The organism is Allobosea sp. TAF32 (assembly GCF_052113585.1).
In the GTDB taxonomy this organism is placed as follows: domain Bacteria; phylum Pseudomonadota; class Alphaproteobacteria; order Rhizobiales; family Beijerinckiaceae; genus Allobosea.
On the sequence record NZ_JBFRDM010000004.1, the window covers coordinates 278,755 to 292,477 of the forward strand.

Consider the following 13,723-nt stretch of genomic DNA (forward strand, 5'->3'; position numbering starts at 1 on the left):
CGCCGTCGGGGCAGTCAAGCGTTCGGGCGGCCGACATCTCTGCTGCAGGCGGCGGCCTAGCGCCCTGACGATATGATGCATCACGCGTGCCATCGTGGCGGTGGTGCCATCATTGCCTTGCTGCGGCTGCCGTGCACGGGCTGCGATTCGCAAGACCTGCAGCAAGCATGGTCGCAAATGACCCTGCATTCAACTGAATTCGGCCCGCGCGATGAGGCAGCCGGGCGGCGCCGGGCACCACTTATGCGGTTTGCCGCGCCGATCTCGCGATCCGGGATGCGGCAGGCGGGTTTCGCGGTGCGCGAGACCGCAATCGTGAAGACTGCTATGGTCGATATGGTTGCTCGCTCTCAATCTTGGAAATCTGTGCCGGAGTGACACGATGTCGCTTGTTTATAGGCCAGCTCGAGCGAACGATCTGGCAGCTGCCGATGCTCTGGTGGTGGCCAGCATCAACGAACTCACTATTCGTCATGGCTTCGGCCCCATGGCGTCGGCCAGCCCCCCGAGCTTTCAGCTGTTTTCGCTCGAAGACGACCCCGATGGCCTGTGGGTCGCTGAGGATAGCCGCGCGATGCTGGGCTTTGCCTGGAGCTGGGTTTGTGGGGATGTCTGGTTCCTGGCCCAGCTCTTCGTCGATCCGGCCCGACAGGGCGAGGGCATCGGAAACGAGCTGTTGGAACGAACCATGGAGCATGCCCGGAAATCAGGGGCGGCTCACAAGGCGTTGATTACCTTCACCTTCAATCGCGTCTCGCAGGGCCTGTATATGCGGCACGGGCTCTTTCCCAGGATGCCGGTCTACTTGTTCAACGCCGCGCGCGATCGGGTGGCGCAGGCGTTGCCGGAGCCGCGATTGCGAGCCGCGGCGATCGACGACAGCGCTGCTACCATGGAGAAGCTCGCCGCGATCGATTCAAGCGCCATCGGCATCTCGCGGGAAAAGCATCATCGCCACCTGCTCAATGACGCGGCGGTCGGGGGTGTCTTGCTCCACGCCGGCAGCGAATGCGTCGGCTACGCCTATATCAGCGCCAGCGGGCATATCGGGCCGCTCGCCGTCACGAGGTCTGGCATTCTTCGCGATGCCTTCTCGACGGCGTTGCGATTGGCGGCAGATAGCTCTGTCGAGAAGATTTCCGCTTTTCTGCCAGGTACCTGCGACAGCGTCTTAAGCCTTGCAGTGAAACAAGGCATGCGTATCAGCTTTCCCATGCTGCTGATAGCGTCGCCCGGCTATGGCGGCTGGACGCAGTATCTGCCGCGAAACCCAGGCTTCATGTGATTGCCAGGGCCTCGGTGCGACCTGTGTCATCGCGGCAGACGGATGGTCGTTCGGGGTCGCTCACCGCAGCGGGGGCCAGCGCAAATGTTCGGCGATGTAGATCATAACGTTCGATTGAATGCGTTTGCTTGGATCGTTTTTCTAAAAGATGGTGCCACAGAGAAAGAGTTTTTCTAATCCTTGGCGCCCCCATCCATGAATGACGTTTCCGGACCCTTCCGTTCGCCGATGCTGCGAGCCGGGCAACTTCTGCCTGGCTTCGGGCTTTGCGTGCTCATCAGTGCTGCGGCCTACGGCCTTGAAGTGCTGGAAGCGCATTTTACGGGGCGTGCGTGGCTGGAAGCTCTCGTGCTGGCCATCCTGCTCGGAACCACGGTGAGGACCCTTTGGACCCCGTCGAAGTTCTGGCTGCCGGGAATCGCGTTCTCGTCAAAGACGGTTCTGGAAATCGCGATCGTGCTCCTCGGCGCGTCGCTCAATGCCGAGGCCATCATCGCAGCCGGCCCGAGCCTGATCGTCGGCATCGCCGCAGTCGTCGCCGTCGCGCTTGCCGTCAGCTTTCTGATCGGACGCATGCTCGGCCTGCCCAAGCGCATGGCGGTCCTGGTCGCCTGCGGCAATTCGATCTGCGGCAACTCGGCCATCGCGGCGGTGGCGCCCGTGATCGGCGCAAGCGGTCACGACGTTGCATCGTCCATTGCATTCACAGCTGTGCTGGGCGTCCTGGTGGTGCTGGGCCTGCCGCTGCTGGTGCCGCTGCTGCATCTGTCGGACATCCAATACGGGGTGCTGGCTGGCCTCACCGTCTACGCCGTCCCGCAGGTTCTCGCGGCAACGGCGCCGGTAGCGGCCGCAAGCGTCCAGATCGGCACGCTCGTCAAGCTCGTGCGCGTGCTGATGCTTGGACCGGTCGTCGTCGTCCTTTCAATTCTGAGCAGCCGAGCGCAGGCCAAGGCGAATAACCTCACCGCAGAGAACCAGCCCCGTCGCGGCGTGCCCGTGCACAAGCTCGTCCCTTGGTTCATCATCGCCTTCCTGGCGATGGCGGCGCTCCGTTCGCACGGCGGTATCCCGCAGGCCGCACTTGGCCCTATCGCTCAAACTGCGACCATCCTCACCATCATCTCGATGGCCGCATTGGGCCTAGGCGTCGACATCCGCGCGGTTGCCAGGGCCGGCCGCAGCGTAACAGCTGCGGTTTCGCTCTCTCTGCTCGCGCTTGCCGCGGTCAGCGTCGGTCTGATCCGGCTGCTGGGCATCTCGTAGGTCTGCATCGAGGCTCCCGGCGGCGTCACTGCCAGCGGGAGCGACACGGCATCAGGTTCGGGAGGTGTCACCCTGCGAGCGATGATCGAAGAAGCGTTGCGCAGCAACTGGAAGAGCCTTTTTTCCTATGCGCTCCGCCTGACCGACAATCCCGACGCTGCCGCGGATCTGGTGCAGTCCTGCGCTCTCAAGGCACTCGGGAGCTCGGGTGCTCAGCCTCGCCCTGAAGCCGTTCGCGCCTGGTTGTTCAAGATCGTCCGCAATGCCTGGATCGACAATTATCGCCGCGCGCGCCACATCCCTGATGTGCCCGAAAGCGGAGCGCTGGAGGAGGGCCCTGGCTTCGACCATCGCTATGATGACAGCCTTATCGCCGAAATCACCGTTCGGCAGGCCTTGAAGCGGATACCGCCCGACCACCGCGAGATCGTCGAACTGGTCGATCTGGCGGGCTTCAGCTATGGCGAGGTCGCGTCTATTCTCGGGGTGCCGCAAGGGACGATCATGAGCCGGTTGAGCCGGGCGAGGCAGGCATTGCTGGCCGTCATCGAGCGCGAGAATCTGCGCCCCCTCCAGTCGAGGCGCCGCCGTCATGCACGGTGAGGAATCGGCCGGGGACGGCGGAGTTTCCCTCGATAGGCTGAATGCCTATGTCGACGACGAGCTTTCTGCGGAGGAAGCGGCCGAGGTTGCGGCGGCGATCGCCTGTGACCCACGGCTGGCCGAGCGTGTGGCAACGCTGTCGCGGCTGCGCGCCGTCGCACGCCGCTTGCCTCCCGAAATGGCGCCGCCCGCATTCATGCTGCCGCCCCGGCGCCGTTCGCGAGCGGTCCTGCCTGTCGCCGCCGCTCTGGCGCTCGCGGCCTGCATCGGTTTCCTCGCCCTGCTCTCCGGCTCGGCGAAAGCTCCTGACGGAGGGCTCGCAGCCGCGATGTCAGCTCATCGCCACTGGATAGCAGAAGGTCAGCCGGAAATGCCGGAGCGACGCGTGCGAGTGGATCTCGCCGCAGCGCAGAGCGGACACCTTCCGGATTTGCGGGCCTCCGGCTTGGAGCTCAGCTATCTTTCGCTCGATCCGACCTCCGGCAATGGCGGCCTGCTCGCGGGCTATCGCGGCCCCCATGGCTGCCGGCTCGGGCTCTGGATGGCGCCGCATTCCGGACGCTGGGGTGCGACGCCGGTGAAAAGCGATCGCGATGAATTGCGCATACGCGCCTGGAGCACGGTCGGCGCCGACTACGCGCTGATGAGCAGCGGCATGGATCCCGCGCGGCTCGATCGCCTCGCCGATGTCATCGCCAATCTGATCCGTCAGAAGCTGGAGCCGACGGACGAGCAGGTCGCGGCTCTCAGGGACGTGCCGAATATCGGTCAGCCCTGCGGCGCCTGACCGTTTTCTTTCCTTGATATGGAATAGATCGACGCTCTGATGCGTCTCAATCTCCAGAGGAGTGTGTCCTCGGGAGAAACGCCATGTTGAACAGACGACAGATGCTCACATCTGCCGGCCGTGCGGCTTTGGGGCTGGGAGCCGCCGCGATCGCTGGATCGCGCTTCTCGGCCCTGGCCGCCGAAACCGTCAAATTGCCCTTCCAGAATGGCGAGCGCGAACTCGTCAAAGTGCCGGGCAAACGCCCGCTGATTCAGCAGACAGCCCGCCCGCCGCAGCTCGAGACGCCATTCTCGGTCTTCAATGACGGCGTGGTCACGCCGAACGACGCCTTCTTCGTTCGCTACCATCTCGCCGACATTCCGCTGGAGATCGACCCGGAAACGTTTCGGCTCGAGGTGAAGGGCAAGGTGTCCAAACCGCTCTCGCTGTCGCTGCGCGAGTTGAAGAGCGGCTTCCCTGCGGTCGAGGTCGTCGCGGTCAACCAGTGCTCCGGCAACAGCCGCGGCTTCGTCGAGCCCCGGGTCGCCGGCGGCCAGCTCGGAAACGGCGCCATGGGCAACGCGCGCTGGCGCGGCGTCTCGCTCAAGGCCGTCCTGGAGCGAGCCGGTGTCCAACCAGGGGCGGTGCAGGTCTCCTTCGACGGCCTCGACGGTCCGGTTGCGCCCGATACGCCCGATTTCACGAAGGCGCTCGCGCTCGACCATGCCCGCGACGGCGAAGTCATGCTGGCCTATGCCATGAATGGAACCGACCTGCCTTGGCTCAACGGCTATCCGCTGCGCCTGGTCGTGCCGGGCTATTACGGGACCTATTGGGTCAAGCACCTGAACGAGATCACCGTGCTGGACAAGGAGCTCGACAGCTTCTGGATGAAAACGGCCTACCGGATCCCCGACAATGACTGCGCCTGCGTCGAGCCTGGAAAGGCGCCCGTGGCGACGATTCCAATCAACCGATTCACCGTCCGCTCGTTCATCACTAATGTGCTGGATGGGGCCAAGGTCAAGGCTGGTAGACTTGCGCTGCGCGGCATCGCTTTCGATGGCGGTTCCGGCATCGCCGAAGTCCAGGTTTCCGGCGATGGCGGCCAGACCTGGGTCAAGGCTGGCCTCGGGCACGATCTCGGCAAGTACTCCTTCCGCGAATGGAAGGCGGACGTCTCCGTCGCATCCGGCGAGCAGAAGTTGATGGTCAAGGCGACCAACGCCAAGGGGCAGACCCAGCCGATGCAGCCGCTCTGGAACCCGTCCGGCTATCTGCGCAACGTCGTCGAAACGACGCGCGTCATGGCCGCGTGAGGGAGAATGTCATGACGACGATCACTCGCCCGCGCGCGTTCGGCGCCGCATTCATCCTCGCATGCACTCTTGCCGGAACCGCGCTCGCGGCTCCGAAGACCTATAAGCTGCCGGAAGAGACGGCCGCGCTCAAACCCGGCGCCGAGCCGGGCTTCGAGGCCGCCAAAAACAACTGCATGGCTTGCCACTCGGCCGACTACGTCAATTATCAGCCGAGCAAGAAGGGGCAGGCCTTCTGGGACGCCGAGGTCCAGAAGATGATCAAGGTCTACAAGGCTCCCATCGACGACAAGGATGCCAAGGCCATCGCAGAATATCTGGGCCAGACCTACTGACCGACGCGGAGCTGCGCCGGGGTCTGCTTCCAGCCACGGATTGTCCCTATCGAACTGGCGGCCCTTTGCGGGGCCGCCATTTCTGCGCCTGGTCGTCGTTACCGATCGAAAAGCCCGGATCGTGCGAGGGCGCTCGCCGTGCTGGGGCTGAAGGCGGCCGGGATATCGTACACCAGGACCAGCCTCAGCAATGCCTTCACGTCGACGTCGTGAGGTTGGGCGGCGAGGGGATCCGGAAAGAACAGAAGGACGTCCAATTCGCCTTGCGCAATCATCGCCCCAACCTGCTGATCGCCGCCAAGCGGGCCGCTTTTGACGAGGCGGATAGTGAGATCGGGAAGCGAGGACTTCAACACGCCACCAGTCGTCGCGGTCGCGACCACGGTATGGCGCGCGATCAAGCCGGCATGCTGTACGGCCCAGGCCGCAAGATCCGGCTTCTTGCTGTCATGGGCCACCATACCGATCGTGAGAGACATGGCGCTCAGCCCCCGAAGACGCGCTTGAGTTCCTCGACTTCGGTTTCAACACGAAGCTTGTCGCTGCGGCCGGAGCGGAGGATCAGAAGCTTCGCAGTCTCGTCGAGCTCGTCCGCCGCGTAAACAGCGCTTTGGAAATCCTTCCCAGGAGATATGGCGCACTTCGGGCTCTTGCCGCACGCTATCCCGACCCGTTGTCCGGTGGCCAGCAGCAGCGCGTCGCGATCTGCCGTGCCCTCGTCTACGAGCGGAAGGGTCCTGCTCCTCGACGAACCTCTCTCGAATCTCGACGCCGCGCCGGGTCACGAGCTTTCAGCGTGCGCGCAAACCTCGTGCGACACTCATGGCTCGCCTGATTGCGGTTATGGCGGCCCCGGCGGCTATGAGCCAGAGAGCGATAATCAGCACCTCGTTGTGGCCGCGCCAGAGCGGTTCCAGCAGTGACAGCAGGGCCGCCGCGGTGATCGTCGCCATGCGGTGCTGCTTGGCCATCGGGCCCGAGAAATCGGCCGGCAGCCCGCAGGCGCGGCCGAGTTCGCGCGTATACGCGGTCAGCACGGCAAAACCGGCAGCCGCCCAGCCCAGGGCCGGCACGCCAGCCCCGCAACCGGCGCCGACGAGAATGAGGATATCGGCAACGCGATCCGGGAATTCGTTCCAGAACGGCCCATCGGGCTCCTGCTTGCTGCCTTCGATGGCCACCATTCCGTCGAACAGGTTGCACAGCAATCTGAGCTGACAGAACAGGGCGGCGGCCAGGAGCAGGGCGGCGCGTGGGCCGGCCTCCGCCGCGCCCGCCTGCCAGAAGGTGATGCCGGCGAAAGCCGCCATCACCATGCTCGCCATCGAAATCTGGTTCGGCGTGATAGCGGCAGCGCTCAGCCGTCGGGCGATGGAGCGGGCCCAGCCGGAATCGCGGCTGGCGAGCGGGCGTCGATTCTCGTCCTGCGCCATCGTTCAGGCCTTCCCGATACGCCAGAGCGAATAATTGTAGAGCGCGGCGTAGCTCGTCGCGACGGTGAGGGGCACGGCGATCGTCCTTGCGATCTCGGGCGTGCCGCCGATCGTGTGGATGACGGTCAGCACGCTTGCGGAGACGAGCCCGGCGATCAAGGGCGGCGCCAGAAGCGCGGCGAGGCCGGTGAAGCGGCCGGCGAGATATTCGATGCATCGCTTCAGGACGAGCGTGATCGAGGCCGAGAGCGCACCCTGGATCAGCCCCGCTTGGAGCGGAGCCGGCATCGCATGGCCGCGGTTGGCGAAGGCCGCCCAACTCCCCATGGCGAGGAAGGCAAAGGCGACATGGACGATGCTGCTGCGCATCAGGCGTGCGATCGGCCGGGTCATACGGCCGACCATCCGTAGCGGACCAGATGGAAGAAGATCGGGGCTGAGAACACGACCGAGTCGAGCCGGTCGATGAAGCCGCCATGGCCGGCGATCAGATGGCCCCAATCCTTGACGCCGCGGTCGCGCTTGATCGCGGACATGACGAGCCCGCCGAAGAAGCCCATCAGAACGATCACCAGCGACAGGAAGGCGGCTTGGAGCGGCGTGAAGGGCGTCATCCAGGAGAGACCGGCGCCGACGGCGGTCGCGCTAAGCGCGCCGCCGACGAAGCCCTCGACGGTTTTCGAGGGCGAGAGCTTCGGCGCGATCTTGGTGCGGCCCAAAAGCTTGCCCCAGACATATTGCAGGACGTCGCTGATCTGCACGACGATGACCAGAAAGGCGATCAGCAGGACATTGCGTCCCTGATAGCCGGCGATGTCGAGGTTCAGCAGCGCCGGCACATGCGAGGTGCTGAACACGCAGATCATCAGCGCCCACTGCACTTCGGCGATGCGCACGAGGAAATGGTCGGTGTCGCCGCGCAAAGCCGCGATGATCGGCATCAGCAGGAAGGCGTAGACCGGGATGAAGATCGAGTAGAGCCCGTACCATTCGATCCAGATCAGGTAGTATTGCACCGGCAGCACGACGAAGAAGGCGGCCGCCAGCGCCCAGTGGTCGGCCCGGCGCGTATCGATCAGCGTGATGAACTCGCGCAGGGCTGCGAAGGAGCAGAAAGTAAAGAGCAGCGTCACGCCGGTCTTGCCGCCGATCAGCGCCAGCGCCATCAGCACGACCATGACCCACCAGGCCCGGATGCGGTCGTTGAGGTTCTCGACCACGGCGTTAGAGCCGTCCGGCGAGAATCTGCGCTGCAGCACGAAGCCGATAGCGGAGGCGAGGACGAGGACGCCGAGGATGCCGGCGAGCACGGCCACCAGATCGGGATGCGGCATCGTCATGACGCGTTCGCCTTGGGGGACAGGGCGAGCAACGCGGCTTCGGCTCTTGCCAGGAAATCCTGCTTCGTTTCCGCATCGGCAAGACGGAGCGGCGCGCCGAAGGTGACGGTGCAGATCAGCGGGATCGGCACGAACTCGCCCTTGGGCATGACGCGGTTGAGGTTGTCGATCCAGGCCGGCACGAGGACGACGTCCGGCCGCGCCTTTGCCAGGTGGAACAGCCCGCTCTTGAACGGCAGGAGCGGGGCCTCCGTGGTGTTGCGCGTGCCTTCCGGGAAGACGATGAGGGACGAGCCGGCATTCAACGCTTCTGTCATCTGGGCGATCGGATCACATGTGCGGCTCGCGCGGTCGCGATCGATCAGAACGGCGTTGAAGACATCGCAACCGATGAAGCGCCTCATGCGGCTCTTCAGCCAGTAATCGCTCCCGGCGACCGGCCGCGTCTCAAATCGCATGCGGCGCGGCAAAACGGTCCAGATCAGGACGAAATCGCCATGGCTCGCATGATTGGCATAATAGATCCGCTGCTCGGCGGCCGGGGCCACACCTACCCACCGTCCGCGGACGGCGGTCAGGAAGCGGGCGAAGAACAGGATCAGCGTGCCCGCCAATCTGATCCATGCTTCATGCATGTCTTAGCCCCGATTGCCGCCCCACCGCTGAGGTAGCGTTCAATTCCGGCGCTGTCGATATTGTTCGAAGTCGGAAAATGGCCTCGCAGCAGCGCACGGATCAATGTCGCGAATATCCGGCGCTGCAAGGACGTCGTCAGCAGCCGATCACCTTGAATTCCACCCGCCGGTCGAGCGCGTCGCTGCTGTCGTCCTTGCCGGTTCCGATGAGGTTTTCCTTGAAGCCGCGCCCGGTCGCGATCATGCGGTTGCGGTTATCCGGGGCGCCGGTCAGCAGCAGATCCATGACGAACTGGGCGCGCAGCGTCGAAAGGCGCTCGTTCACCTGCGGTAGCCCGGTGTGCGAGGTGTGCCCGACGATCTCCAGGCAGGCTCCTTTCTGACGGGCATGCGTCGCGATCTGGCTCAGCCACATCGGATAGGGTTCGGTGATCCGCGGATCGTCGATGAACTGGGTGGTGCCGGGCTTGAACAGCAGCTTCACCATCAACTGGTTGGTCCCCAGCCCGTAATCGACGAGGTCGCCGAAGGCATCGACCATGTCGTCGCGCCGCGCGAGCTTTGTGGCGGCGAGGTAGGTCCCGATCCTGACCCGGTGCTGCTCGCCTCCAGGCAGTTTGCGCGCGGCCCGATAATAGGCCAGCGCCTCGCGGAAATGCTGCGCTTCATAGGCAAGGATGCCGTCATTGACCAAGGCATTCGCCGTCAACCGTTCGACATAGGCCGGATCGATCGCCTCGCCGAGCTTCGTGCCCTGACAGGTCTTGATATAGGCGTTGGTGGCCTGGTCCTGCGCCCAGAGCGGCGAGTCGCGGTAGAATGGGGTCGGCGTCACGTCGACGCCCTCGATCTGGGCACGCGCCACGCCCTTCGAGACGACGCTGTTCGTTTTCAGATCCGCCAGCGTCAGGCAGATCCGATAGGCGTCCCGCGGGCCGTCCGCCGCACCCTGGTTGTTGACGGCGGTGAAGGTGCCGACCAGCACGACAGGCTTGCGCGCCAGCGCCTCGCTATCGAAGGCGCGGACAGTGAAGCGCGGATAGGATTTGCCGATGATCTCGATCAGCGTCTGCTGCATCGTGCGCGTGGCGCTGGATTGCGAGCCGGAGGCAGCGTCGATCAGCGGGTCGATGACGAGATCGATCTGCTGTTCAGTGAGCGCGGCCTTGCCGAAGAGGTCGTCGGCAGCCTTCTGAAGCGCTTGCTGGAAAGGCGCCGGCGTGGGCGGCGGCGGCGATTGTGCCCAGGCGGCCGCGCTCGCCAGAAGCGTCAGCGGAGTCAAAATTCGGCCGAGGCGCGCGGCGATCGACATGCTCCATTCCTCCCTGTGCGTGCCGGCTTTCGCCTCACCTGGTCCCACGCCGCTCAGCGGCATTGCTGAAGCTGCTCGCGCGCCGCCGGCGTGAGATCGCCGAGCTGGGCGCGGAGCAGGAGTTCGCCGCAATTCGTCTTGGCCGGCGCGCCGGCTGCCGGATCGGCACGGCGCTCGGCCGGGCGCGGCGCACTTGCCGGCACGGCCTGCGGCTGCGCCGACCGGTCGGCCGGCGAGGGCGTCAGAGTGCCGAGCCGCGCCGCCAGCGCCTGCTCGACATTGCGGCGCTCTTCAGCCAGGCGCCGCTTCTCGGTTTCGAGCGCAGCCAGTTCCTTCTCGCGCCGGGCCAGTTCGTCGGCGAGACGGGAGCGTTCGGCAGCGTCCCCGGTCGGTGGCTTGGGCTGGATAGGAGCCGGCCTCGCCCGCGTGCTGTCCCCGCTCGCAGGTGGCGGCGGCGGGACCGCTTCGTCGGGCTCCTGCCGGGCAAGATCGGTCGCGGCCTGCTGGCGCCCCTGTTCGGCTCGCTCGACACGCTCCAGCAGCGCGCGCTCGCGCTCTGCGAACTCGCGCACCAGCCGGTCGCGTTCATTCGTCGCGAGCGAGCGGCGCTCGATCAGGTCGAGACGCGTGCGCGCATCGATGGCGAAGAAGCTCGCCGGATAGCGCTGGATGAAATCCCGGAGCACGCCGGGCTCGTCGCTGGAGCGGATGCGCTGCCAGATATCGGCATCGGTCTCCTCACGGTTGAGGTAGAAATCGCCGAGCAGCGACAGCGAGAGCTCAGGGGTCTGCCGGCCGGAGGTCGCATCGTAGACGCTCTTCTGGACGCGGCGGAACAGCGTCGCCACCTCCAGGCCTGGCTGGTCGATCTCGCGCACCAGCGCGGCCGTGAACGGGCTGTTGCGGCCGGCGCCGTCGGCGGCGACGTCGTTGGCCTGCGTCGCATAGGCGATGACCATGCCCTGCGCCCGCGCCACGGGCGCCAGGCCCGAGCTGACAGAGAAGCCGCGCGTCGCCTGCCTCTTGGCGAGCTGGTTGACGAAGGGGTTGTTGCGGCAGGCGTCCAGCACCATGATCTTGACGCCCTTGGCGAAGTTCAGCGCCGTGACGACGTCGTTCAGCCGCGTCGTCTCATATTGGACGCCGACCTCGTCCTCTATCTTGGCTTCGACCGGCACGAGGTAGTTCTCGCCGTTGAACTGGAAGCCGTGGCCGGCGAAATAAAACATCGCGGCATCGGCGTCCTGCGCCAGCCGGGCGAAGCGCGTGAGCGCCGCATCCATGCCGCGCTTGTCGAGATCGATGCCGTCGATCACCTCGAAGCCGACCTTGCGCAGTGCCCCGGCCATGTCGCGGGCGTCGTTGACCGTATTCGGCAGGGCGGGGGCGTTGCGATAGCTGGAATTGCCGATGACGAGCGCGACACGGCGCTCCGGAACCGGCGCCGCCATGGCCAGCCCCGTCAGCATGAGCATGACCAGCCCGCAAAGTCTGGCGATGAGGATCATGACCGCCTTCCCCGCGTGAGGCTAACGCATGACTTCGCCGGACTCCAGAACAAAGCCGCTCCAGCTACGTAAGCGCCGAGTGTTCCGCTTGCTGGGGCGCAGCCGCGCTGGTAGCCTCGCAGTGTTCGTCTCGTGGATGGGAGACGTCGATGCCATCGAGGGCGCCGCGCCTTATACCCGCCCTGGTACCGGCGGCTCTGGCATGGGCGTTGGCCGTTGCTCTTCCGATCGGCGGGGCGATGGCGCAGGCGCGTGCGATGCAGCGCAGCCCGGCGCCGGCAACTGCGAGGCTGAGCTTCGTGGGGCTCGCCAATAACGACCGCGTCCCCGGCAAGTTCACGGTCCGCTTTGCGATCAGCGGCATGGAGGTCGCGCCCGCCGGGCAGCCCAGACGCAATGCCGGGCACCATCACCTGCTGATCGACACCGAACTTCCTCCGCTCGACCAGCCGATCCCGAGCGACTTCAACCATATCCATTTCGGCGGTGGGCAGACCGAGGCCGAGATCGCGCTGACGCCCGGCCGGCACACGCTCCAGCTTCTCTTCGCCGACCATAATCATGTGCCGCACGACCCTCCGGTCGTGTCCGAGCGGATCACCGTCGAGGTCGCGGCCGATCCGGCCGAGAAGCCGCGTTCCGCCGCTGCGCCCGGTGCCCGTGTCTTCTTCATCGACCTCAAGGACGGCGCCACGATTCCGGCGCATGCAAAGATCCGCTTCGGCGTCGAGGGCATCGCCATCACGCCGGCCGGCACGATGAGCCCCAATGGTGGCCATCACCACCTGCTCGTCGATACGGAGGTTCCGCCGCTCGATCGCGAGATTCCCAGCGATTTCAATCACCTGCATTTCGGGCGTGGCCAGACCGAGGTGGAGCTCTCGCTTCCACCTGGCGAGCATACGCTGCAGCTCCTCCTGGGCGATCACGAGCATGTCCCGCATGACCCTCCGGTGATGTCCGAGCGGATCCGGGTGCGCGTTGTCGACACCGCGCAGGTCGGCCCCGCGGCGCCCGCTGCCCCGGCGGCCGGAGGCGGGCGTCCGCGCACAGCTTCGCCCAACGACGCGGCGGTTTACTTCATCTATCCGAAGGATGGCGAGACGATCTTCCCGACCTCGACGATCCGCTTTGGCTTGCGCAACATGGGTGTGGCGCCTGCCGGCGTCGCCAGGCCGAACACCGGGCACCACCACCTGTTGGTCGATGTCGCGACCCCGGCGCTCGACGAGCCCATCCCCTCGGACCTCAACCATATCCATCTCGGCGGCGGCCAGACGGAGCGGCGCATCACCCTGTTGCCGGGCAAGCACACGCTGCAGCTCCTGCTCGCGGACGAGAACCATGTGCCGCACGATCCGCCGGTCATGTCGGAGCGCATCACCGTGATCGTGATGCCCGGCGGCGGCAAACCCGCGAGGCGTCGATGACAAGTTCGCGCCCTGGCATCGCTGTGCTCCTGGCAGTCTGGTCTTATGCGATGGCCGGCCTCTTCCAGCCGACAGACGCGCTGGCACAGGCCGCAACGCGGCAGAAGGCGCCCCCCGGCGCGGAGGTCTACTTCCACTACCCGCTCGACGGATTGCGCGTGCCTGAGCGCTTCACGGTCCGCATCGGCTTGCGGAACATGGGCGTCGCGCCTGCCGGCGTCGAGCACGCGGCGACAGGCCATCATCATCTGCTGATCGACACCGATCCCGGCCCGCCGGACCAGCCGATTCCGTCCGACTACAACAATATCCATCTTGGCAACGGTCAAACGGAGGTTGTCGTCACCTTGCCGAAAGGGCCTCATACGCTGCAATTATTGGTCGGAGATCACACCCATACGCCGCATGATCCGCCCGTGATGTCGAAGAAAATCACGATCTATGTTCGCTGAGCCCGCGGCGGCCCCAGCCAGCCGCCGATGACGAAT

General features: G+C 65.4%; 15 protein-coding genes and 1 pseudogene. 9 read left to right on the top strand and 7 right to left on the bottom strand.

The window, feature by feature from the left end; translation table 11 throughout:
* Positions 1-382: 382 nt before the first annotated feature.
* The 6 genes from AB4Z16_RS11305 to sorB all read left to right on the top strand — a co-directional run bounded on the left by AB4Z16_RS11305 (position 383) and on the right by sorB (position 5,577).
* Complete coding sequence (locus AB4Z16_RS11305) at positions 383-1,285, top strand: GNAT family N-acetyltransferase (RefSeq protein WP_441511440.1); 903 nt, start codon at positions 383-385, stop codon at positions 1,283-1,285.
* 228 nt (positions 1,286-1,513) lie between these two features.
* The gene (locus tag AB4Z16_RS11310) at positions 1,514-2,551 is read left to right on the top strand and encodes a YeiH family protein (protein ID WP_441511536.1); all 1,038 of its coding nucleotides are present in this window, start codon (positions 1,514-1,516) and stop codon (positions 2,549-2,551) included.
* A gap of 81 nt (positions 2,552-2,632) precedes the next feature.
* Complete coding sequence (locus AB4Z16_RS11315; protein ID WP_441511441.1) at positions 2,633-3,154, top strand: RNA polymerase sigma factor; 522 nt, start codon at positions 2,633-2,635, stop codon at positions 3,152-3,154.
* Positions 3,144-3,941: an anti-sigma factor family protein gene (locus AB4Z16_RS11320; RefSeq protein WP_441511442.1), complete on the top strand. Its 798-nt coding sequence runs from the start codon at positions 3,144-3,146 to the stop codon at positions 3,939-3,941. Before AB4Z16_RS11315 ends, AB4Z16_RS11320 begins: the two co-directional genes overlap by 11 nt.
* A gap of 83 nt (positions 3,942-4,024) precedes the next feature.
* Complete coding sequence (gene sorA, locus AB4Z16_RS11325) at positions 4,025-5,242, top strand: SorA family sulfite dehydrogenase catalytic subunit (RefSeq protein WP_441511443.1); 1,218 nt, start codon at positions 4,025-4,027, stop codon at positions 5,240-5,242.
* Positions 5,243-5,253: 11 nt separating this feature from the next.
* Positions 5,254-5,577 carry a SorB family sulfite dehydrogenase c-type cytochrome subunit gene (sorB, locus tag AB4Z16_RS11330; protein WP_441511444.1) on the top strand — a complete coding sequence of 108 codons (324 nt, stop codon included), beginning with the start codon at positions 5,254-5,256 and terminating at the stop codon, positions 5,575-5,577.
* Positions 5,578-5,675: 98 nt separating this feature from the next.
* Here sorB and AB4Z16_RS11335 read toward each other — a convergent pair whose 3' ends face one another.
* The gene (locus tag AB4Z16_RS11335; protein WP_441511445.1) at positions 5,676-6,056 is read right to left on the bottom strand and encodes a methylglyoxal synthase; all 381 of its coding nucleotides are present in this window, start codon (positions 6,054-6,056) and stop codon (positions 5,676-5,678) included.
* Between the two features lie 86 nt (positions 6,057-6,142).
* Here AB4Z16_RS11335 and AB4Z16_RS11340 point away from each other — a divergent pair.
* Positions 6,143-6,350: pseudogene (locus AB4Z16_RS11340) on the top strand (ATP-binding cassette domain-containing protein); the annotation flags it as partial.
* Between the two features lie 18 nt (positions 6,351-6,368).
* On the opposite strand, the gene AB4Z16_RS11345 reads toward AB4Z16_RS11340, so the two are convergent.
* The 6 genes from AB4Z16_RS11345 to AB4Z16_RS11370 form a co-directional block, all read right to left on the bottom strand.
* On the bottom strand, positions 6,369-7,010 hold the full coding sequence (locus tag AB4Z16_RS11345; protein WP_441511446.1) for a CDP-alcohol phosphatidyltransferase family protein: 642 nt from the start codon (positions 7,008-7,010) through the stop codon (positions 6,369-6,371).
* 3 nt (positions 7,011-7,013) lie between these two features.
* Positions 7,014-7,415 (bottom strand): hypothetical protein, encoded by a 402-nt coding sequence (locus AB4Z16_RS11350; protein WP_441511447.1) that lies wholly within the window; start codon positions 7,413-7,415, stop codon positions 7,014-7,016.
* The gene (locus tag AB4Z16_RS11355) at positions 7,400-8,350 is read right to left on the bottom strand and encodes a phosphatidate cytidylyltransferase (protein WP_441511448.1); all 951 of its coding nucleotides are present in this window, start codon (positions 8,348-8,350) and stop codon (positions 7,400-7,402) included. Before AB4Z16_RS11355 ends, AB4Z16_RS11350 begins: the two co-directional genes overlap by 16 nt.
* A complete protein-coding gene (locus AB4Z16_RS11360) occupies positions 8,347-8,985 on the bottom strand; it encodes a lysophospholipid acyltransferase family protein (protein ID WP_441511449.1) in 639 nt (212 codons plus the stop codon). The genes AB4Z16_RS11355 and AB4Z16_RS11360 overlap by 4 nt, the downstream gene beginning before the upstream one ends.
* Positions 8,986-9,121: 136 nt before the next feature.
* The gene (locus AB4Z16_RS11365) at positions 9,122-10,297 is read right to left on the bottom strand and encodes an OmpA family protein (RefSeq protein WP_441511450.1); all 1,176 of its coding nucleotides are present in this window, start codon (positions 10,295-10,297) and stop codon (positions 9,122-9,124) included.
* 53 nt (positions 10,298-10,350) lie between these two features.
* Positions 10,351-11,805 carry a caspase family protein gene (locus AB4Z16_RS11370; protein WP_441511451.1) on the bottom strand — a complete coding sequence of 485 codons (1,455 nt, stop codon included), beginning with the start codon at positions 11,803-11,805 and terminating at the stop codon, positions 10,351-10,353.
* 209 nt (positions 11,806-12,014) lie between these two features.
* Here AB4Z16_RS11370 and AB4Z16_RS11375 point away from each other — a divergent pair, with 209 nt between their 5' ends.
* Entirely contained in the window at positions 12,015-13,235 is a 1,221-nt protein-coding gene (locus tag AB4Z16_RS11375; RefSeq protein WP_441511452.1) for a DUF4399 domain-containing protein, read from the top strand.
* A complete protein-coding gene (locus AB4Z16_RS11380) occupies positions 13,232-13,687 on the top strand; it encodes a DUF4399 domain-containing protein (protein WP_441511453.1) in 456 nt (151 codons plus the stop codon). The genes AB4Z16_RS11375 and AB4Z16_RS11380 overlap by 4 nt, the downstream gene beginning before the upstream one ends.
* The last annotated feature ends 36 nt before the right edge of the window (positions 13,688-13,723 follow it).